The following is a 22,159-nucleotide window of genomic DNA, read 5'->3' on the forward strand; positions in this document are numbered from 1 at the left end:
GGCAGAACAGTGGCTTTATATAACGAAACAGCACACGAGCTTCATGAGAAGCTGGTGAAAAAAGAAATCAGCTCCGTTGAGCTGACCAAAGCCGTTTATGACCGGATTGACGCAGTGGAAGATCAGGTCAAGGCTTACCTGACTTTGGATAAGGAAAACGCCCTGGCACAGGCTGCCAAGGTGGATGCCAAAATTGCAGCGGGAGAAACCCTTCGGCCTTTGGCTGGGGTGCCCGGCGCCATCAAAGACAATATCAGCACCAAAGGCCTGCGCACCACCTGCGCTTCCAAGATGCTGGAAAACTTTATTCCTGTTTACGATGCCCATGTCATCGAAAAACTGAGACAGGACGAAACCATTTTCCTGGGCAAGACCAACATGGACGAATTTGCCATGGGCTCTACCACGGAAACTTCCCATTTCCAAATTACCCACAATCCCTGGGATCTGTCCCGGGTACCGGGCGGTTCTTCCGGCGGCAGCGCTGCTGCCATTGCAGCCGGCGAAGCCATTTGGAGCCTGGGCAGTGATACCGGCGGTTCCATCCGTCAGCCCGCTTCCTTCAACGGCTGCGTAGGGATTAAACCCACCTATGGCCGGGTTTCCCGTTATGGCTGTGTAGCTTTTGCTTCTTCCCTGGACCAGATTGGACCCATTACCCGGGACGTCACCGACGCTGCCCTGGTACTGAACACCATCTGCGGGGTAGATGCCCACGATTCCACCTCCTACAACGCCCCGGTGCCTGATTTCACCAAGGCTCTGCGGCAGGATGTAAAGGGTCTGACCATTGGTCTGCCCAAGGAATATTTCGGTCAGGGCACGGATCCCAAGGTTGCTGAACAGATCCGCCTGGCTGCCAAGAAATACGAAGAACTGGGTGCCAAGGTCATTGAAGTGTCCCTGCCCCATACGGAATATGCCGTAATTACCTATTACATCATTGCTCCGGCTGAAGCTTCCGCCAACCTGGGCCGTTACGACGGCGTACGGTATGGTTTCCGGGATGCCCAAGCGGAATCCGCTCCGGAAATGATGCGCAAGAGCCGTACCGAAGGCTTCGGCCAGGAAGTACGCCGCCGCATTATGCTGGGCACCTACGTACTCAGCTCCGGTTACTATGATGCCTACTACAACAAGGCCATGCAGGTACGGACCCTGATCCGCCGGGACTTTGACGAAGCCTTCAAGCAATGCGATGTACTGATGACTCCCACTTCCCCTGTGGTTGCTTATCCTCTGGATGGGAAAATGGATCCCCTGACGGTCTACATGCTGGACGTAACCACCATCCCGGTGAATATGGCCGGCCTGCCCGGTATTTCCATTCCCTGCGGCTTTGTGGATGGGATGCCGGTAGGTGCGCAGCTGATCGGCAAGGCCCTGGATGAGGAAACCCTGCTGCGGGCTGCTTACACCTTTGAACAGGCTACGGATTTCCATAAATCTGTGGCGTCCCTGGGAGGTAAGAAATAATGACAGAATATATTACCGTAATCGGTTTGGAAGTCCATGCAGAACTGAAAACCAAAACCAAGGCTTTCTGCTCCTGCTCTACGGAATTCGGCGGCGCCCCCAACACCCATGTGTGCCCGGTTTGCCTGGGCATGCCCGGTGCCCTGCCCGTAATCAATAAACAAATGGTGGAATTTGCCCTGCGTTTTGGCCTGGCCGTGAACTGCGACATCCAACACTACAGCAAATTCGACAGAAAGAACTACTTCTATCCGGATTTGGCCAAAGCCTACCAGATTTCCCAATTCTATCAGCCCATCTGCCTGAACGGCCATGTGGACATCAACGTGGATGGGGAAACCAAACGCATTGGCATTACCCGGATCCATATGGAAGAAGATGCCGGCAAACTGGTGCACTCCGGTGCCTCCATCAGCACTTCCGATTTCTCCGCCGTGGACTACAACCGTGCCGGCGTACCCCTGATTGAAATCGTATCCGAACCGGATATGCGCAGTGCCGCTGAAGCCCGGGCCTATATGGAAAAACTGCGTTCCTATTTGCAGTACACCGAAGTCTGCGATGGGAAAATGCAGGAAGGCAGCATGCGCTGCGATGCCAACATTTCCATTATGCCTGTAGGCGCCAAGAAATTTGGCACCCGTGCAGAAATCAAGAACCTGAACTCCTTCAAAGCCCTGGAAAGAGCCATTGAATACGAAGTAGAACGCCAGAAGGAAATCCTGGAAGACGGCGGCCATGTGGTACAGGAAACCCGTACCTGGGACGATGCCCAAGGCATGACCTTCTCCATGCGTTCCAAGGAAGAAGCCCACGATTACCGCTACTTCCCGGAACCGGACCTGGCTCCCATCATCATTGATGATGCCTGGATCGAACGGGCCAGAAAAGCCCTGCCGGAACTGCCGGATGCCCGGAAGGAACGGCTGATCAAGGAAAAAGGTTTGCAGGAATACGATGCAGAACTGTTGGTAGCCGACAAGAAAATGGCCGAGTACTTCGATGCTGCCATTGAAGGCGTGGAAGACGTAAAAGGTGTAGCCAACTGGATGCTGGGTGACGTTTCCGCCTACCTGAATGCCAACAACTGCACCATCAGCGAGTTCCCCATTTCTGCCAAGCATTTGGGCGAAATGGTCAACCTGATCAAAAAAGGCGTTCTGTCCAGCAAGCTGGCCAAGAAGGTCTTTGCAGAAATGCTCAAGAGTGATAAAGCTCCTTCCGTACTGGTGAAGGAACTGGGCCTGGAACAAGTCAGCGATGCTGGTGCCATCCAAGCCATGGTGGATGAAGTGATTGCAGCCAACCCGCAGTCCGTTGCCGACTTCAAGGCCGGCAAGGATAAGGCCATTGGCTTCCTGGTAGGCCAGATCATGAAGAAATCCCGTGGGAAAGCCAACCCGGGCATGGTCAACCAGCTGATCATCAAAACCATCAAAGGGGAATAAGAAAAACTGACCTGGCTTGCCAGGCAGTGCGGAAAGTCTGAAGTCTAAGCCTGTAGGGATACTTTGCTTAGAATTTGCCGCAGGGCGGTGCCTAGGTGCCGCCGGCGGGGAATATAAGCGAAGGGATGCCTGCGGGCTGGACTTCGGACTTTTTTTGTGGAAAATTTTGGCGTCAGGCGCTTGGGGTGGGCAGGGCAGTTCACAAACTATTCGCTTTTGGCATAGAAGTAAATGATAGATAGGTATTTTACATTTTTGAACAAACAAGGTAGTATGATGACAAGAAAGAACCAAAACCTGCAAACCCTATGGCAGTTATTGCCATTGCTTGTCCGGCTGCTTGGCCGCAGAAAGGAGTGCTGAATATGCTGCACCAACGGGCCCCCAGACCCTTACTGGGAAAAGTATTGATGATGTTTTTGCTGCCCGCCCTGCTGCTGGGGACGTTTACCGCCCAGCGGCTGAAAAGCAGCCCGGCTGCGGCCCTTTCCTCAGAGGAAGAACCGGTTCAGCAGGAACTGGGCATGATCCAATGGCCTCAGAACCTGAACGCGGTCCGCTACGAAGTGGAAATTTTCCCGGCGGACAAAACTTCCCCGGATCCCCAAAAGCCGGCACCCCAGGCGGTGTACCGGAATGAGCAGGTGTTTACCAGCAACCTGCTTTTGCCGGAGCAGCAATTTGCCCAGGAGCGGAAGCAGAACATTCCCCTTTTGTGGCGGGTCCGGGCCTTTGACCTGGACGGCAACCCCATTACCCCCTACTCTCAGCCCCAAAGCCTGACCCAGAGCTGGCGGAAGGTGGACCGGGATGCTCCTCTGCCCCGGCCCAGTGCCACCAAGGGCAATGCTACGGTGCTGCTGTACCCGGTATATGCCTATACGGGCAACCCGGGGGCAGAAAAATACGAAGTGGAAGTGACGGACCGGTATCCGGAAAATCCCGAGGGCTACCTGACTTCCCGCTACCGGGTCTATGCAGAAGAAACGGTGCTGACGGACCTGTATGATGCAGAGCCCCGGATTGGGGAATTCTACTGGCGGGTCCGGGGCATGGATAAGAACGGCCGGCCGGTAGGGATTTGGAGTGAACCCCAGAAGATTACCAACAACCCGGATAAGAAATGGGTGGCGGGAATTTACGGGGACAGCATTTCCCACGGGGGCGGGCACCTGTCCTTTAGTCCCGTGGACTACGCCTACAGCTATGGGCACTATCTGAATTTCCCGGTAATCAACCTGTCCCAAAGCGGGGATACCAGTGAAATGATGGTGGACCGGTTTGATCAGGACGTGACGCCCTTTCATATCCAGTATCTGCTGATTATGGGCGGCAGCAACAGCCTTCGGGCTGGGGTGCCCGCAGAAGACGTGATTGCAGACCTGAAAACCCTGCAGCAGAAGGCCCGGGAACGGGGAATTATGCCCATCCTGCTGACCCTTCCGCCCATCAATCCGGCCAACATTCAAAAGGCTTTTGATGAACCTACGGACGAAAACTGGCAGGCTGCCTTTGCTGAAGTAAACCGGTTTATCCGTACCCAGCCCCATATTGATGTGGCGGCGCCCTTTGAGGCAATGGGGGACGAGCTTCCCACCAATTTGGCCCTGGACGGCATCCATGGGGACTGGAACATGAAAAAAATCATGGGCCGGGTCATCAACCAGCATATCGGAGAATTCAAACCGTTATCATGAGCTAAGGGGGAAAGGAAGAATGTTTATGCAGAAAAAACGGTGTTTGGCCGGACTGGCAGGACTGCTTTGCTGCCTTTCTTTGGCGGCCTGCGGGTCAGTGGCGTCTACAGGAACGGGCAGCAGCACGGCCCAGGAAACCAAAACGGCGGCTACGGAGAAAACGGCTTCCGCCAGCGCATCACAGAAGACGATGCCAATTAGGCTAACCGTAAATGGAAAGCAGGTGAAAGCCCATTTCAATGACTCAGCTCCTGCCCAGGAACTTTTGGGACAGCTGCCCAAAACGGTTACCCTGAATCCGTCGGACAACGATTTTTGTGGGGATACCCTGGACCTGTCCTATAAAGCCAGCGATGTGCAAAGCGGATATAAAAACGGGGACCTGGCTTACTGGCCGCCGGCCAAGAACTTTGTCATATTCGTAAAGGACGAGGAAAAATCTGCGTCCATTGGCAATCTGGTAATTTTGGGCCATGTGGATGAACCCCAAGCCGTCCTGAACGCCTTGCAGGGAACCTTAAAAGTTGAAATAGCCAAAGCCCAGTGAGCTGGGCACAGCGGAGACTGCTTCCCAGGGAGCAGTCTCTCTTGCGTACCTGAAACTTTCCGCAGACAGGAGGAATTACTATGGAACTGCGCCTGTTACAATATTTCCTGATGGTGGCTCAGGAAGAAAATATCACCAAAGCAGCGGAACTGCTGCACCTGACCCAGCCCACCCTGTCCCGGCAGCTGGCCCAACTGGAAAAAGAACTGGGAGAGAAATTGTTTGTCCGGGGACGCCATTTTCATTTAACCGAAACCGGGGTAATCCTGCGTCATCAGGCCCTGGAAATCGTGTCCATGATGGACAAGCTGGAAAATGATATCCATCACCATGGGGAAGTTGCCGGCAATATCCGCATCGGCTGCGGAGGCCTGAAATGTGTCCAGTTTTTGATGCGGTGCATGACGGAGTTCCAGCAGGAATATCCGGAGGTGACCTTTGACCTCCAAAACAGCAATGCGGTGGACATTAAGGAACAGCTGGAGCATGGCACCCTGGATTTGGGCGTCATGATGGAGCCGGTGGATACTTCTTCCTTTGATTACATCCGCATGAAGGATGTGGATTATTGGGGACTGCTGATGGCGGCGGACTGCCCTTTGGCCCAGAAGGAATACATTACGGAAAAGGACTTGAAGGATCTGCCCATTATTGTCAGCAACCGGCAGATTCTCCGGGGGGAGCTCCAGCATTGGCTGAAGGGAAGGCTGAACATCAGGGCTACCTACAATATCATTACCAATGTGGCCAATGTAGTCAGGGAGGGCTATCTGAAGGCCCTGACCATTGATGGGGTGGTATCCCTGTATGATCCCCAAAAGGTGGTGTTCCGCCGGTTGGAACCGGTCCTTCCGGCTACTTCTGTGCTGGCCTGGAAGCGGTTCACCCCGGAGCTTCATGCGGTAGAAAAATTTTTGGAGTTCTTCCGGAAAAAGCACGATGCATATACGCCCCAAGACTAATGGCAGCGCTGGCTTTCCAGCGCTTTTTTTGCATCGTTAGAATGCCTTTCAGGCATTGGATGCAAGCTGAAATAGGTATTTTACATTCTAATGGGAAAAAGGTAGAGTAGAAGCAGAAAGCAAACATAACTGATAGGGAGGAACGCATATGAAAGGAAAATGGATGCTGGTTACCGGTGTATTGCTGGTGGTGGGAATGCTGGCAGGAGGCTGCGGCAGTGCCCAGTCGTCCCAAGGCGGGCAAAGCCAGCCGGCCGCCCAGCCGGGAAAAACAGCGGCAGCCCAGGAAAATACGGCAAAAGGTCCGGTGGACCTGAAACACGCCAAACTGAAAATTACGGTAGGGGATCAGGTGCTGTGGGCTACGGTGGAAGACAATGCCACCATGCGCGCCCTGGCCCAGAAACTGCCGCTGACCCTGGATATGCAAAATCTGTACGGCCGGGAAATGTGCTATCGGTTTGGCGCCGGTACTTTCCCTACAGAAAAGACCCGGTCCGACCGCTACGCTGTAGGGGATCTGGTGTACTGGGCTCCCCGGGGAAGCTTTGTGATTCTCTACAAGCAGAATGGGGAAGAATTTGAACGGCAGCAATTGGGCCATATTGACCAGGGCGTAGAGCTTTTTGACGGGGCCGGGGACAAGAAGGTTACCTTTGAGCTGCAGCAGTAGACTGGAGGCAGGACGCTATGCAAAAAAGAAACTGGAAGGGCCTGTGGGCCCTGATACTGGGACTGGTACTGCTTTTCGCTGCAGGCTGCGGGGAGAGTTCTTCTGCCAGCCAGCCGGCTGCCCAGGCAGCCAAGGCTGTAAATCAACAGAGTGCCGGCAGCCATATCCTCATCGCTTATTATTCCCATACGGGAACTACCCGGGCAGCTGCAGAGAAAATTCATCAGCTGGTGGGCGGGGACCTGGTAGAATTGCAGCCGGAGAAACCCTATCCGGCCGACCATCAGGAGCATCTGCAAATGGTCATCAAGGAAATTGAAAGCAATGCCCGGCCCAAGCTGAAAACCAAAATCGACCATATGGAACAGTACGATACCGTATTTGTGGGCTATCCCATCTGGGATTATCAGGCACCGTTGATGATGAACACCTTTTTGGAATCCTACGACCTTTCCGGGAAAAAAGTGGTGCCCTTTTGTACCAGCGGCGGCTATCCCATTGAAAAAAGTGTGGGCATCCTAGAGGCTTCGGCCAAAGGAGCCCAAGTGACAGAGGGCCTGCGCTACAGCGGCAGTGAGCAGGAATTGCGGGATTGGCTGGCCAAGGTTGGCGTTCCCCTCAAAAAATAAAAAGGCTCATCACGGAAAATTGGGGGATACGAAATCTAAGACAGAATTTAAAAACTGAAAAAAGGTATTGAAAAAGAGCACGGGATGCTCCATTCTAAGTAATAGCGACAAAACTACGAAAGGAATGATCCACGTGCTCTCAACCTCAAGTATAGCAAATTTATGCAAAAACATACAGGACAATTTTAATATTCCTACGAGTATTGCTTCTCTTTTTGAAGAGATCATAGATGTAAATAGTACCCGGCCTACAGCCGACGTTGTATGCCCTTGCTGCGGCGGTAAGGTCCATGTCCATGACAACCCTGTAACTACACTTAAAGACATGCCCTGGATACCCGGAAAGCCACGGATTCTTCGTGTGAGATTCCACCGCTACCGGTGCCAAAAATGCGGGCATACCTTCAATGAAAACATAACCTTTAAGTATCCTGGAACCAGAGTCACTTCTCGTGCCGCTTTATGGATCAAGATTTTGCTTATGCATCAAATGACGATTAAAGCAGTCAGCGATTTGACCGGTATCCATTGGGGAACAGTTTCTAAAATCCATAAGGAAATTATGGACGAGGCTCTCAAAACGCGAAGCGAGGAACTTCGCAAAAGTGGCTACCGTCCTAAGCATCTTGCCGTTGATGAGTTTGCAATGCACAAAGGCCATACTTACGCAACCTGTGTTATGGACCTTGATATGGGAGACATCCTCTGGGTTGGTGCGGGACGCTCTATAGCTGCCTTTACAAAGTTTTTTGAAGAGACAGACCTGGAGTATTTGTCTGAAGTAGAAGCTGTCGCAATGGACATGAACGCATCGTTCAACACCCTGGTAGAAAAGTATCTGCCTCATGCGGCAATAGTATACGACCGCTACCATATGCAAGCCCAGTATGGACGAGATGTGCTGGGAGCCGTAAGGCTGGAGGAAGCAAGACAGCACAAAGAGAAAGCCGATAACCTAAAGCTTGGGATTACAGAGAATATTGCTGAAGAGCAGGCAACAAAAGCAGAGGATTCAATTAAAGAGGAGAATCGGCTTTACAAGGAAGTAAAACAAGCTCGCTGGACGCTGCTTTGCAAGGAAGAAACACTAAGCGATAAAAAGGCAGAAAATCTCAAGGAAATCCTTAAAAAACATGAAAATTTGACAGTTTGCCATACAATGAAAGAGGAACTAAGTGATCTATTCGAGCTTAGAAACCCCGATTTAGCTGCCGTAGAATGGGAAAAATGGTTTAAAGGAGCCGAGGAGAGCAACATACCGCAGCTGCAAAAGTTTGCCCGCTTAAAGCGAAAACGCAAAGAGGGTTTGATTGCTCACTCAGCCCATCCGATTACCACAGGAAAGCTTGAAGGCTTCAATAACAAGATTAAGGTTGCAAAACGAATAGGGTATGGATACAAAAATGATGAATATTTTTTCACTCTGATTCGATATTCAGCATTACCATCTATACGAAACGGCACTGTCTAGAGATTGCGACAGTGGGATGTTGCTAGACATAAAAGAAGGATGGCAGAAATCTGCCATCCCACAATAAAACGTGAAGAGCCAATAAAAACAGTGCCGGAGACAGCGCAAAAATTGGCAGGAGGGAATTTACCCTCCTGCTTTTTTTGCGAAATTGTCTGGGAAAATCGGGATTTACAACGGGCTTGAGAAGGCGTACTCTATGGCTGTAAAGGTTTCTTTCAGCAGGAGGGGAACAACATGGAAAGAAAATGGGGCGGCGCTTTACTAGGAGCGCTGCTGGCGCTGAGCCTTATGGCAGCAGGCTGTGCCGGTGAAAAAACGGCCAAGGCGGACCAGAAACAGACGGGCATCAAACAGGCTGCCCGGGTGCAGCAGAAGAATTGGCCGGGCGGCGTAATTAATCTCAGCCGGGCCCGGGTGCGGATTACCCTGGGGGACAAGGTGCTGTGGGCCTCGGTGGAGGATAATGCCACCACCCATGCCCTGGTAGGGGAACTGCCCATCACCCTGGCCTTAAAGGACCTGGACGGGCAGACGGCGGTGTACTACCAGGATGTGGACCAGTTTCCCACGGACAATCTCCAGATGGGAGGCTACAAGGCGGGGGATATCGTCTTCTGGCCGGAAAAGGACCGGTTTGTGCTGTTCTACAAAAGCGGCGGACCCCAGTTTACCGGGCAGGTACTGGGTCACGTAGAAGGCGATTTGCAGCTTTTGGCAGGAAATCAGCTGGCCACCTTTGATCTGTTTCTGCAATAGGTACCAAAGGCGCTGCAACGGGAGAAGTCTGCGTTGACTTTTCCCGTTTTTTGTTGTATAGTATAAAAACTAGTGTGAAACTCGCACTACCGCCCGGAGGGGTTCCTGAAACTCCGGAAGGAGTACCGTATTCGGCGAGTCTTGGATGAGGGAGGTGCAAACATGTACGCAATTATTCGTACCGGCGGCAAACAATACCGCGTCAGTGAAGGTGATGTGCTGAACATCGAAAAACTGAACGTTGAAGAAGGCCAGGAAGTCGTTTTTGACGATGTTCTGACTGTAGTCAACGACGGCGATGTAAAGGTAGGCAATCCTACTGTTGCAGGCGCTAAAGTAACTGCTAAAGTTGCTAAACAAGGCAAAGCTGATAAGATTTTTGTTTTCAAATACAGAGCAAAATCCAACTATCGCAAACGCCAGGGTCATCGTCAACCGTATACTCAGGTTGAGATCACTTCTATCGAAGCATAAGTCATGATTCAAGTAGATATTTACTACAACGATCAGGACAAAATCAGCGGGTACCGGGTTTCTGGACATGCCGATTCTAATCCGGAAGGGTTCGATCAGGTATGTGCGCTGGTATCCCTGGATACGCAGCTTCCCGTACTGGGCATGGAGCGTGTGCTCCGCCATAAAGTGCAGTGCGCTGTCGATGAGGCAGACGGAACGCTGGAAGTAAGACTGGAGGATGCTCCCAATGAGCAAACGGAAGTCCTGCTAAAGACCATGGTCTGCGGGCTTCAAGAGCTGAAACGGTATTATCCCCAGTATCTGACTACTGAAGAACACAGGAGGTGAGCAAAGTGTTCGAATTGATTCTTCAATTACACGCCCATAAAAAAGGTTCTGGTTCCACCCACAACGGCCGTGACTCCAACGCACAGCGTCTGGGTACGAAAGCTCATGATGGTCAGCTGGTAACTGCTGGTTCCATCATCGTTCGTCAACGTGGGACCCGTTTCCATATGGGTCAAAACGTAGGCATGGGTAAAGATTACACCATCTATGCAAAAGTTGCCGGCAAGGTTGCTTTTGAAAGAAGCGGTAAAGATCGTCGCTTGATCAGCGTTTACCCGGTTGAAGCCGAAGCATAAAATAAGAGAGGGGCTGCTGCAGAAAGCTTTTTGCAGTGGCTCCCTTTTTGTCATGCTGCAGAAGCAGGGGAAAGGGAAGGATTATGGAAGCCAAAGAACGGGAACAGGTACGCGCCTATGTGGGCGCAGGCTTGCAGAGCCTATGGCAGGATAATACGGAAGATGCCCAGGGCAATGTAATGTGGGCCCAGCTGGCCCTTCAGGATCTGACCCAAGCCAAGCTCCTTCTGCCAGCCCAAGAGCTGGCGGCGCTGGACAAAACCCTTGAGAAATTGGGCAGGACCCCCAAACTGGCGGCCAATGCCCAGGACTCCCTTTTGGATCTGGAAGGCGTCCGTTGTTATGATTGCGGCAGGTTTTTGATTTTTTATCGGTACAATGCCGGTTATGACCTGGTGGCGATTGTGCGTCTGGCCTGGGACCAGCCTGCCTGGCAGGAACTGGTGCGGGACGGCCGGGAAAAAACTGAACCCCAAAAGTCTTAAAAACCAGAAAAAAGGTATTGTATTACCGTGAAATACGTAGTATAATAATTGTCCATGAAGTTTTTATAGCAGGATGAATAGGTTCCGCGAGTGCTCAGTGGTTGGACATCGCGTTCCCGCTCAAGTGAGGAGAGGAGCACGACATGATGACTGAGAAAACGTACACGATACAAGGCTGATCAATCTCTCTAATTGACCGCCTTGTTATTTTTTTTGTTTAGAAAGACCTGCCCAGAGAAAAGGAGTGAGAACCCACATGTTTAAGCCGGTTCATAATGGCGACCGTTTGCGGTACAGTTATGCCAAGATCAAAGAAGTATTGAAAATGCCTCATTTGATCGACTTACAGAGAAAATCTTATGAGTGGTTCATAAGAGAAGGTTTATATGATGTTTTCCAGGATGTTTCTCCTATTAAGGATTTTACCGACAACCTGGAACTGAGCTTTGAGAATTTCACCATCGGCGATCCCAAATACGATGTGGAAACCTGCAAGGAAAAGGACGCAACCTATGCCGCTCCTTTGAATGTAGATGTCCGCCTGCTGTACAAGGATACCGGGGAAATCAAGGAATCCACCGTATTCATGGGTGACTTCCCCCTGATGACCGATACCGGTACCTTCGTGATCAACGGCGCAGAACGGGTTATCGTCAGCCAGCTGGTGCGTTCTCCTGGCGTTTACTACGCCAAGGACATGGACCCCATGGGCAAGTTCCTGTACGGCACCACCGTTATTCCTAACCGGGGCGCCTGGATTGAATACGAAACCGACCTGAACGAAATCATCTACGCCCGTGTGGACCGGACCCGTAAGCTGCCGGCTACGGCTCTTTTGCGGGTGATGGGCCTGCCCACCAACGATGATATTATTGCCACTTTCGGCGAACATCCGTACCTGGTTGCTACCCTGGCCAAGGACAGCACCAAGAACGAAGACGATGCACTGCTGGAAATCTACCGGAAACTGCGTCCCGGCGAACCTGCCAACCTGGAAAACGCCGAACAGCTGATCCGGAATATTTTCTCCGACAACCGCCGCTATGACCTGGCCAATGTAGGCCGTTACAAGGTCAACAAGAAACTGGGCTGGCGTCAGCGCCTTTTGGGCAAGGAATTGACTTCTCCCCTGGCCTTCGAAAACCCCGATGGCACCCAGGGCGAAGTGGTTCTGCCCGCTGGCACCGTGATTGGCGACGAAGAAATCAACACCATTGAAGAAAGCGGTCTGTTCAAGGATGCCGGCTATGCCGAGGTCTGGGTAAAATTCCAGGAACATCCGGAACGCATGATTGTTACGAAAGATATTGACGCTTCTGTTCGGACCATTACCCCGGCGGACGTAATTGCTTCCTTTGGCTACCTGCTGAACGTGATCGACGGTATGGAAGGCAAGGACGATATCGACCATTTGGGCAACCGGCGTGTACGCTGCGTAGGCGAACTGCTGCAAAACCAATTCCGTATCGGCCTGTCCCGTATGGAACGGGTAATCCGGGAACGGATGACCCTCCAGGATGCCGACGTGATTACGCCCCAGGCCCTGATCAATATCCGCCCGGTGGTTGCTGCGGTAAAAGAATTCTTTGGCAGCAGCCAGTTGTCCCAGTTCATGGACCAGAACAACCCTCTGGCCGAACTGACCCACAAACGCCGTCTGTCCGCTTTGGGACCTGGCGGTCTGTCCAGAGAAAGAGCTGGCTACGAAGTCCGCGACGTCCATCCTTCCCACTATGGCCGTATGTGTCCTATTGAAACCCCTGAAGGTCCTAACATCGGCCTGATCGGTTCTTTGGCTACCTATGGTGTGGTGAACAAGTACGGTTTCATTGAAACCCCGTACCGCAAGGTGGACAAGAAAAACAAGAAGGTTACCAACGAAATCGTTTACCTGACTGCTGATGAAGAAGATAACTACGTTATTGCCCAGGCCAACGAACCGTTGAATGATGACAACTCCTTTGTCAACGAGCACGTTATTGCCCGTGATAAGAACGATGTGCTGTCCATTTCCCCCAGCCGGGTTGACTTCATGGACGTTTCTCCTAAACAGGTAATGTCCATTGCTGCTGCCCTGATTCCTTTCCTGGAAAACGATGACGCCAACCGGGCCCTGATGGGTGCCAACATGCAGCGTCAGGCTGTGCCCCTGCTGAACCCCAAAGCTCCTGTAGTGGGTACCGGCATGGAATACAAGGTGGCTGTGGACTCCGGGGTCTGCATCCTGGCCAAGCACGCCGGCACGGTAAAATACGTCAGCGGCGACAAGATCCTGGTTACCCGGGACGACAACGGCGGCATTGACGAATACAACGTGCTGAAATTCAAACGTTCCAACCAGAGCACCTGCGTCAACCAAAGACCCATTGTCTACAAGGGCGACAAGGTGGAAGAAGGCCAGGTACTGGCCGATGGTCCTGCTACGGATCACGGTGAACTGGCCCTGGGCCGCAACGCCATTGCTGCGTACATGCCCTGGGAAGGCTACAACTACGAAGATGCTGTACTGCTTTCCGAAGACCTGGTAAAAGACGACGTATTTACGTCCATTCACATTGAAGAATACAACTGTGATGCCCGTGATACCAAACTGGGACCTGAAGAAATCACCCGGGATATTCCCAACGTTTCTGAAGAAGCCCTGAAGGATCTGGACGAAGACGGTATCATCCGGATTGGTGCAGAAGTTCGCCCTGGCGACATTCTGGTAGGTAAGGTAACTCCTAAGGGAGAAACCGAACTGAGCGCTGAAGAGCGCCTGATCCGTGCCATCTTTGCCGAAAAGGCCCGGGAAGTCCGGGATAACTCCCTGCGGGTTCCCCACGGCGAATCCGGTATCATTGTCAGCGTCAAGGTATTCACCCGTGAAAACGGCGATGAACTGCCTCCTGGCGTAAACAAGCAGGTACGGGTACATATCGTACAAAAACGGAAAATCAGTGAAGGCGATAAGATGGCCGGCCGTCACGGCAACAAGGGTGTTGTTTCCCGGATTATGCCCCGTGAAGATATGCCCTTCCTGCCCAACGGCGAACCGGTACAAATCGTACTGAACCCCCTGGGCGTACCTTCCCGTATGAACATCGGTCAGATTTTGGAAGCCCATCTGGGCTGGGCCGCCTGCTCTTTGGGCAGAAGAATCGAAGAAAAGGATCCCAACCTGGAAGCAGAGCTGCGGGAAGCCGGCTATGACTATGACCAATTTGGCATGCCCCAAACGGTGGACCATGCGGTACAGGTAGCTGTTCCTGTGTTCGATAGTGCCCACGATGAAGAAATGGGCAAGACCCTGAAGCTGGCCGGTGTAGACCCCAGCGGCAAGACCACCCTGTATGACGGCCGTACCGGCGAACCCTTTGATAACCCGGTTACCGTAGGCTGCATCTACTACCTGAAGCTTCACCATTTGGTTGCCGATAAGATCCATGCCCGTTCTACCGGCCCGTACTCCCTGGTTACCCAGCAGCCTCTGGGTGGTAAGGCACAGTTCGGCGGACAGCGCTTTGGTGAAATGGAAGTTTGGGCGCTGGAAGCTTACGGCGCTGCCTATACCCTGCAGGAAATCCTGACCGTTAAGTCCGATGACGTGGTAGGCCGTGTGAAAGCCTATGAAGCCATCGTTAAGGGCGAAAATATTCCTGAACCCGGCGTGCCTGAATCCTTCAAGGTATTGGTGAAGGAAATGCAGAGCATCGGCCTGGATATCCAAGTGCTGGATGAAGATGATGAAGAAATCGATTTGGATGACGAAGATGAAGATATCGGAATGGGCGATATTGCCAGAGAACTGGACATGGATATGGCCAGCAAGACTCCCAGTACCGCAGCCAATATCGGCACCGAAGCTCCTGCCAGCGAGGATGACCTGAGCCCGGATGAAGATCAGCCGGAAACCAGTGATTTTGATGTGATTGCCGATATCGGGAATATGAGCCTGGATGATTCCCAAGATGACGGCAACGATTCTGATGAAGAGTAGAAAGGAGTGAGTGCTCTTGTTAGACGTAAATAAATTTCATTCTATGCGTATCGGCTTGGCCTCTCCCGAAAAGATCAGATCTTGGTCCCACGGGGAAGTAACCAAACCGGAAACGATCAACTATAGAACCCTGAAACCGGAACGGGATGGTTTGTTCTGCGAACGGATTTTTGGACCTACCAAGGATTGGGAATGCCATTGCGGCAAGTACAAACGCATCCGTTATAAAGGGGTCGTCTGCGACAAATGCGGTGTAGAAGTTACTCGCTCCAAGGTCCGCCGCGATCGGATGGGCTCCATTGAACTGGCTGCTCCCGTATCCCATATCTGGTATTTCAAGGGAATTCCCTGCCGGATGGGCGCTATCCTGGACATTGGCCAAAGAGCCCTGGAAAAAGTCCTGTACTTTGCCAGCTACATTGTCCTGGATCCGGGCGATACCAACCTGACCAAAAAACAACTGCTGACCGAAGCAGAATACCAGGATAAACTCAGTGAATACGGCCCTACCTTCCGGGTGGGCATGGGCGCAGAAGCCATTAAGGAACTGCTCCATGAAATCAACGTAGAAGAACTGACTAAGGAACTGCGGGCTGCCCTGAAAACGGAAACCAGCCTGCAAAAGAGAAGAAATATTGTCCGTCGGCTGGATGTATGCGAAGCTTTCCTGAAAAGCGGCAACAAACCCGAATGGATGATTATGGATGTAATTCCGGTTATTCCTCCTGACCTGCGTCCTATGGTTCAGCTGGACGGCGGCCGTTTTGCCACCTCCGACCTGAACGACCTGTACCGCCGGGTCATCAACCGGAACAACCGTCTGAAACGGCTGCAGGAATTGCAGGCTCCTGACATCATTGTCCGGAACGAAAAACGGATGCTGCAGGAAGCTGTAGATGCCCTGATCGATAACGGCCGCCGCGGCCGTGCCGTAACGGGCCCTGGCACCCGTCCTCTGAAATCTCTGTCCGACATGCTGAAAGGCAAGCAGGGCCGTTTCCGTCAGAACCTGCTGGGTAAACGTGTTGACTATTCCGGCCGTAGCGTAATCGTAGTAGGCCCGGAAATGAAGATGCACCAATGCGGTCTGCCGAAAGAAATGGCTTTGGAACTGTTCAAGCCCTTCGTAATGAAGCGCCTGGTTGAAAACGGTTCTGCCACCAACATCAAGAGTGCCAAGAGAATGGTGGAACGGGCTACCAACGTGGTTTGGGACGTTCTGGAAGACGTTATCAAAGAACATCCTGTACTGCTGAACCGTGCCCCGACCCTGCATAGACTGGGTATCCAGGCTTTCGAACCCATCTTGTCCGAAGGCCGCGCCATCAAACTGCATCCGTTGGTATGTACCCCGTACAACGCCGACTTCGACGGTGACCAGATGGCTGTCCATCTGCCGCTGTCCGCAGAAGCCCAGGCTGAAGCCCGGGTACTGATGATGAGTGTCAACAACATCTTGGCTCCTACCAACGGAAAACCAATTACCGTTCCTACCCAGGATATGGTTTTGGGTGCCTATTACCTGACCATTTTCAAGGATGGCGCCAAGGGTGAAGGCCGCCGCTTCATCAGCTTTGACGAAGCTCGTCTGGCCTACTTCCATAAAGTCATTGATCTGCAGGCCCGGATCAAAGTCCGCGTGCCCAATGCAGAAATTTTCCCGGAAGCTTCCGACCAGGGCGAAAGCCTGGTAACCACTTCTGTGGGCAATATCATTTACAACTGCGAACTGCCGCTGGAAATGCGCTATTACTCCAAACAGGAAGATGGTACCTGGCTGCTGGGTAAATTGATTGATAAGAAAGAACTGGGCCGCCTGGTGGCTAAAGCCCATAAGCTGTACGGCAACTTCGGGACTGCCCGGGTGCTGGATATTGTCAAGAAACTGGGTTACGACAACGCTTGTAAATCCGGCTTGTCCATTGCTGCTTCCGATATTCAGATCCCGAAAGAAAAGGCTTCCATCCTGGCCGCTGCCGAAAAACAGGTTGATAAGGTGGAAACCCTCTTTAACCGCGGCTTGATGAGCCCGGATGAACGGTACCGCAAAGTTATCGCCCTGTGGGATAAGGCAACGGAAGATGTAGCCAACGCCCTGATGAAAAACACCATGGACGCCTTCAACCCGGTGTACATGATGGCCAACTCCGGTGCTCGTGGTAACATCCAGCAGATTCGTCAGCTGGCTGGTATGCGTGGTCTGATGGCTGACCCTTCCGGCCGGATCATCGACCGTCCTATCAAATCCAACTTCCGTGAAGGCCTGACCATTTTGGAATACTTCATCTCCACCCACGGTGCCCGTAAAGGTTTGGCCGATACGGCTCTGCGTACCGCCGACTCTGGTTACCTGACCCGTCGTCTGGTAGACGTGGCCCAGGACGTTATCGTCCGGGAAGATGACTGCGACGTTACCGGCATGAATCTGGTACGGGAACGCGCCCGCTTCTGCAAGGCCGTTCTGGGTTCCAGCCAGCACAAGCTGAAGGAATACGCCGTAGGCCGTACCCTGGCTTCCAGCGTGCTTAGCCCTGTGGATGGCTCCATTCTGGCAGAGGCCGATACGGTGGTAACGGAAGACGTCTTTGACCGTCTCCTGGCTGCCCGGATTTTGGAAATCAGCCTGTATCCCCAGGATGAAGACAGCAACGAAGAACCTGAAACTCTGCAGATCAACGTCAGCGAGGAAAAGGTGCAAGCTGCTTTCCGGGAACATATGACCCACCATTTCCTGAACAAGGAAGTGGAAGAAGATATCGAAACCGAGTCTGGGCTGGTACTGTCCCATGCTGGGGACAAGTTCACTGCCGATACCATTGAAGCCATCCTGGCTGACGGTACCGTCAAGGAACTGAAAATCCGCAACAACGAAGTGGATGGCGTGTACGTAGAAGCCATTACCTCCGGTAAGAATAAGAGCACGGTACTGGAATCCCTGCGGGATCGTCTGGTTGGCCGTGTCCTGGCCGAAGAAATCGTGGATACGGAAGGCAAAGTCCTGTACCATGTCAACGACTACATTACCGAAGATATGGCCGACGTAATTGCCGACCTGCGTGAAAAACACGGCGACGGCCGGGTGAAGATCCGTTCCGTACTGACCTGTAAATCCCACTATGGCGTATGCCGGGCCTGCTACGGCCGTAACCTGGCTACTGCCAGAAAGGTGGAAGTGGGCGAAGCCGTTGGTACCATTGCCGCCCAGGCAATCGGTGAACCTGGTACGCAGCTGACCATGAGAACGTTCCACACCGGCGGTGTTGCTGGTGCTGACGATATTACCCAGGGTCTTCCTCGTGTCGAAGAATTGTTCGAAGCCAGAAAACCGAAACATCCTGGTATCCTGTCCGAATCCGCCGGTGTGGTGGACATTCAGGAAAAGGACGATGGCCGTTTCATCATCATCCAAAAGGAAGATGGCACGGAAGATACCTACCATATTCCTTATGGCGCCAAGATTCATGTGGCCGAAGGCGATACCGTCGAGGTGGGTGACCGCCTGACCGAAGGCTCCCTGAACCCCCACGATATCCTGCGTATTTCCGGTCCTGCCGCTACCCGTCACTACCTGGTACAACAGGTACTGGGCGTGTACAAGTCCCAGGGCGTAGAAATCAACGATAAGCACGTGGAAGTAATGGTTCGTCAGATGATGCGGAAATACCGCATTGATGATGCCGGTGACACCAACATGCTGCCGGGCTCCATTGTGGACATTGCCCAATTCGAGGATGAAAACGATCAGGTCCTGGCTGAAGGCAAGGAACCGGCCAAGGCACATCCCATCCTGCTGGGTATCACCAAAGCCTCCCTGGCTACGGACTCCTTCCTGTCCGCTGCCTCCTTCCAGGAAACCACCAGAAACCTGACCGATGCTGCCATCAAAGGCAAGGTTGATCCGCTGCTGGGCCTGAAAGAAAACGTCATCATCGGTAAGCTGATTCCTGCCGGAACCGGTATGCCGAAATATCGGAACATCGAACTGAAGCTCCATCGTCCTGCCGAAGCACAGGAAGAGGCTGCCCAGTCCGTTGAAACTGAAGAATAAGAAGCACTTAGAGCAAGGGGCTGTGAAAAAATGGCTTGCGAATTCAAACTAGTTCGCAAGCCATTTTTATTGTTCGTTATAGCCGTATCTGTGTCTCAAAACTTCCTCAGTCAGCCCTACGTGCTGACAGCCCCTTCACGCTTGAATGGGCCGGTCTTAGACCTATACTAGTCATGTGCAAAACGGGTTTTGAGATAAAATTTAGGTATGTAAATACCTGCACCACCCTTGTCTGTCACTTGACCAGTAGAGGTCTGGAACGCTTCCTGCAAGCGTGTAGGAAGTGTCGCCAAAGGCGACGATAGAAGTCTTATTTTTTCACATCCCCTTGCTTTTTTATTAAATCATGCAATTTTCGTATGGCCATTCATGTGAAATAAATATTTTACATGAATGGCCTATTCCGATATAGTAAAAGGAGAAAATCCAGTTGTTTTTTGTCAGGCTGGAGGTTTTGAAAGGAGCATAAAGATGAAAACAGGGAAACGTTTACAAAAATGGGCAGCCGCACTGGCTGCGTCTTTTCTGCTGCTGTCCACTGGGGCCGCTTATGCGGCGGCGGCCCAGAATGCACCTGCCGCCAAGCCGGCAGGGAAGGTGACTGCCGGCCGGGATCAACTGGGGAGTATCGCCCCGGAATTTGCTCATTTGAACGATGATGTGCTTTTTGGGGAAGTTTGGGCCCGGGAAAAGGAGCTGTCTCCCAAACTGAGAAGCATTGTGACGGTTACGGCGGTCATGTCCAGCGGGGTCCTGGACAGTTCCCTAAAGCACCACATTGCTAAAGCCAAGGAAAATGGTGTGACCCAGGAAGAAATGGCCGAAATCCTGACCCAGGCAGCTTTTTATGCAGGCTGGCCCAAGGCGTGGGCGGCATTCCGCTACATGAAGGAAATTTATGGAAGCCCCGCCCAGACGGGCAAATAAAGGAAAAGCTCCGGATACAAATTCCGGAGCTTTTTTCATAACGTTAGTTTTTCCCTGGCTGGGTAAGAAGACGGTGGATAAAGGTGCAGGTGTCTTCCAGGTCCTTTACCCGCAGTTCTTCTTCCGTGGTATGGACTTTGCTCATACCGGTGCTGAGGATGAGGGGGGTGAAGCCGTGGAGGGCCAGCACGTTGGCATCGCTGCCTCCGCCGGTGGCCTGGATAGCGGGGGTAAAGCCCAGCTCCTGGTAGACGGCGCCCACCTCCCGTACAAAGGGATTCTGGGCCGGTACCTGGAAGACCGTATAGTTGGTTACCAGTTCCCAGTCCAGGACCGCTCCTGCGGCGTCACAGGCTTCCTGGAGGCATTGTTTCAGGTGTGCTGCCTGCCGGTTCAGTTTTTCCAGGCTGCGGCTGCGGACTTCCCCCTGGAGCAGGACCAGGTCCGGCACCACATTGTTGGGGCCCACACAGGTGAAGGTTCCCAGGTTGCAGGTGGTTTCTTCGTCAATGCGCAGCAGGTTCATGGCGGCCACACCTTTGGCTGCTGCCTGGATGGCGCTGATGCCCTTTTCCGGAGCCAGCCCTGCATGGGCTTTGCGGCCGTGGACCAGGGCCTTGAATTTCAGCTGCCCAGGCCCCTGAGTCACCAGCGTGCCCTGGGGACCGCCCAGATCGAAAATCAGGGCGTTTTTGCTTTGAAACCAGGTATAGTCCAAATGTTTTGTGCCCTGCATACCGGTTTCTTCTCCAATGGTAAACAGCACTTCCACTGTCCGGTGGGGACGCTGTTCCTCCACCAGGGAGCGGAGGGCTTCCACAATGGCCGCCACCCCAGACTTGTCGTCGCCGCCCAGGACGGTGGTTCCGTCCGAGGTAATCAGGCCATTGTTAACCTGGGGCCTGATGCCGCAGCCCGGGGGCATGGTATCCATATGGGCCACCAGCAGTACGGGGCTGCCGGGAAGGGTACCGGGCAGTCTTCCATAGACGTTAAAGCCGTCTCCGGTACCGCTGTCCCTGCCAGCTGTATCCCGCCGGACCTCCAGGCCCAGCTCCCGCAGGGTTTTCAGCAGCAGCTCCCCCATAGGGGCCTCGCTGCCGGATACAGAATCCACCTGGACATAGGTGAGAAAGGTTTCCAATAAACGTTTTTGGTTGGGCATGGGTTTCACTCCTCTACTTTGCACAGGGGCTCCAGGGCCTTTTGGATTGCCTCCAGTTCCTGGGCCGTATGGGGATGCAGCTGATGTTTTTTCAGCCAGTCCTTGAAGGTTTTCAGGGTTTGGGCGTAGGGCAGGGCCGCATCATCCAGGGTAATCTCCGGTTCTGCATAATTATCCGAGAAAAGCACAAAATAATGCAGAGTTAGATTTTCTATTTTATTCTTTTTTAGCAGATTTTCAATCTCAATTGCGTCTTTTTGCAGGAATGGAAGGGGATTCGCTATTTCCTGCGACATAGAATTATCAGAAATTTTCCATTGTTCGGCATGGTACGAACCTTGTATAAAGTATCCGGTATACACGTTTTTAAGGATAACCAAATCCTGATTTAAAAGTACTAACAGGTCGCAGCCCTGGAGTAAAGGCGATGCCGGCCGTAAAATGCGGGCTTTTCCATGACTTTGTTTTTGCACGGCTTCGGTAATCCGCTTCAAGGAACCGGCGGGGGTCCTGGCCTTCTTCATGCGGCGCAAAACGTAGAAAAGCAGAGCAATTCCGCTTGCCAGCATCAAAAAGAACAGTAAATATTCCTTTAATGAATGGAGCTTCCAGAAGGCAAAATTGGGGAACAAATTGATAACGACACTTTCCATAGGCGATTCTCCTTTGGGAATTTTTTTGCAGAAGTAGAGGGAAAAGTTGAATTTGTAATTATTATAACATAGAAATTCATGAAAATAATAACAAGATAAAAGACTGGACAAGGCTTTTCCAAACATGCTATTATAAAGAC

General features: G+C 52.4%; 18 protein-coding genes. 16 read left to right on the forward strand and 2 right to left on the reverse strand.

The annotated features are described in order from the left end of the window. Nucleotides 1-9 precede the first annotated feature (9 nt). The 16 genes from gatA (at nt 10) to LKE88_RS10725 (ending at nt 20,201) form a co-directional block, all read left to right on the forward strand. Nucleotides 10-1,476: an Asp-tRNA(Asn)/Glu-tRNA(Gln) amidotransferase subunit GatA gene (gene gatA / locus LKE88_RS10650; RefSeq protein ID WP_105326863.1), complete on the forward strand. Its 1,467-nt coding sequence runs from the start codon at nt 10-12 to the stop codon at nt 1,474-1,476. Next, nucleotides 1,476-2,924, forward strand: coding sequence for an Asp-tRNA(Asn)/Glu-tRNA(Gln) amidotransferase subunit GatB (gene gatB, locus LKE88_RS10655; protein ID WP_105326864.1), 1,449 nt, complete (start codon nt 1,476-1,478; stop codon nt 2,922-2,924). The genes gatA and gatB overlap by 1 nt, the downstream gene beginning before the upstream one ends. A 365-nt stretch (nt 2,925-3,289) precedes the next feature. Then, the gene (locus LKE88_RS10660; protein ID WP_231086331.1) at nt 3,290-4,621 is read left to right on the forward strand and encodes an SGNH/GDSL hydrolase family protein; all 1,332 of its coding nucleotides are present in this window, start codon (nt 3,290-3,292) and stop codon (nt 4,619-4,621) included. 25 nt (nt 4,622-4,646) lie between these two features. Beyond that, nucleotides 4,647-5,168, forward strand: a complete 522-nt coding sequence (locus LKE88_RS10665) for a cyclophilin-like fold protein (protein WP_158572334.1) — start codon at nt 4,647-4,649, stop codon at nt 5,166-5,168. Between the two features lie 80 nt (nt 5,169-5,248). After that, nucleotides 5,249-6,130: a LysR family transcriptional regulator gene (locus tag LKE88_RS10670; RefSeq protein WP_105326866.1), complete on the forward strand. Its 882-nt coding sequence runs from the start codon at nt 5,249-5,251 to the stop codon at nt 6,128-6,130. A 148-nt stretch (nt 6,131-6,278) separates the two neighbouring features. Continuing rightward, entirely contained in the window at nt 6,279-6,803 is a 525-nt protein-coding gene (locus LKE88_RS10675; RefSeq protein WP_199614643.1) for a cyclophilin-like fold protein, read from the forward strand. 17 nt (nt 6,804-6,820) lie between these two features. Beyond that, complete coding sequence (locus tag LKE88_RS10680; protein ID WP_105326867.1) at nt 6,821-7,432, forward strand: flavodoxin; 612 nt, start codon at nt 6,821-6,823, stop codon at nt 7,430-7,432. Nucleotides 7,433-7,556: 124 nt separating this feature from the next. Continuing rightward, a complete protein-coding gene (locus LKE88_RS10685) occupies nt 7,557-8,903 on the forward strand; it encodes an ISL3 family transposase (RefSeq protein WP_146109029.1) in 1,347 nt (448 codons plus the stop codon). A 237-nt stretch (nt 8,904-9,140) separates the two neighbouring features. Next, nucleotides 9,141-9,662, forward strand: a complete 522-nt coding sequence (locus LKE88_RS10690; RefSeq protein ID WP_105326868.1) for a cyclophilin-like fold protein — start codon at nt 9,141-9,143, stop codon at nt 9,660-9,662. Nucleotides 9,663-9,824: 162 nt separating this feature from the next. Beyond that, complete coding sequence (gene rplU, locus LKE88_RS10695; protein WP_105326869.1) at nt 9,825-10,136, forward strand: 50S ribosomal protein L21; 312 nt, start codon at nt 9,825-9,827, stop codon at nt 10,134-10,136. Between the two features lie 3 nt (nt 10,137-10,139). Then, nucleotides 10,140-10,466 carry a ribosomal-processing cysteine protease Prp gene (locus LKE88_RS10700; protein WP_105326870.1) on the forward strand — a complete coding sequence of 109 codons (327 nt, stop codon included), beginning with the start codon at nt 10,140-10,142 and terminating at the stop codon, nt 10,464-10,466. Between the two features lie 5 nt (nt 10,467-10,471). Next, the gene (gene rpmA / locus LKE88_RS10705) at nt 10,472-10,762 is read left to right on the forward strand and encodes a 50S ribosomal protein L27 (RefSeq protein WP_105326871.1); all 291 of its coding nucleotides are present in this window, start codon (nt 10,472-10,474) and stop codon (nt 10,760-10,762) included. An 83-nt stretch (nt 10,763-10,845) separates the two neighbouring features. Beyond that, nucleotides 10,846-11,247: a type II toxin-antitoxin system RelE/ParE family toxin gene (locus LKE88_RS10710; RefSeq protein ID WP_105326872.1), complete on the forward strand. Its 402-nt coding sequence runs from the start codon at nt 10,846-10,848 to the stop codon at nt 11,245-11,247. 256 nt (nt 11,248-11,503) lie between these two features. Further along, nucleotides 11,504-15,226, forward strand: coding sequence for a DNA-directed RNA polymerase subunit beta (gene rpoB / locus LKE88_RS10715; RefSeq protein ID WP_105326873.1), 3,723 nt, complete (start codon nt 11,504-11,506; stop codon nt 15,224-15,226). Between the two features lie 16 nt (nt 15,227-15,242). Beyond that, complete coding sequence (gene rpoC, locus LKE88_RS10720; RefSeq protein WP_276803563.1) at nt 15,243-19,274, forward strand: DNA-directed RNA polymerase subunit beta'; 4,032 nt, start codon at nt 15,243-15,245, stop codon at nt 19,272-19,274. A gap of 597 nt (nt 19,275-19,871) precedes the next feature. Further along, nucleotides 19,872-20,201: a carboxymuconolactone decarboxylase family protein gene (locus tag LKE88_RS10725; protein WP_353937273.1), complete on the forward strand. Its 330-nt coding sequence runs from the start codon at nt 19,872-19,874 to the stop codon at nt 20,199-20,201. Nucleotides 20,202-20,244: 43 nt separating this feature from the next. On the opposite strand, the gene LKE88_RS10730 is transcribed toward LKE88_RS10725, so the two are convergent. Further along, nucleotides 20,245-21,366, reverse strand: a complete 1,122-nt coding sequence (locus LKE88_RS10730; RefSeq protein ID WP_105326875.1) for a M20/M25/M40 family metallo-hydrolase — start codon at nt 21,364-21,366, stop codon at nt 20,245-20,247. Between the two features lie 5 nt (nt 21,367-21,371). Continuing rightward, nucleotides 21,372-22,145: a hypothetical protein gene (locus LKE88_RS10735; protein ID WP_146109054.1), complete on the reverse strand. Its 774-nt coding sequence runs from the start codon at nt 22,143-22,145 to the stop codon at nt 21,372-21,374. Nucleotides 22,146-22,159 lie beyond the last annotated feature (14 nt).

This window comes from Acidaminococcus hominis (genome assembly GCF_022484025.1).
GTDB lineage: Bacteria > Bacillota > Negativicutes > Acidaminococcales > Acidaminococcaceae > Acidaminococcus > Acidaminococcus hominis.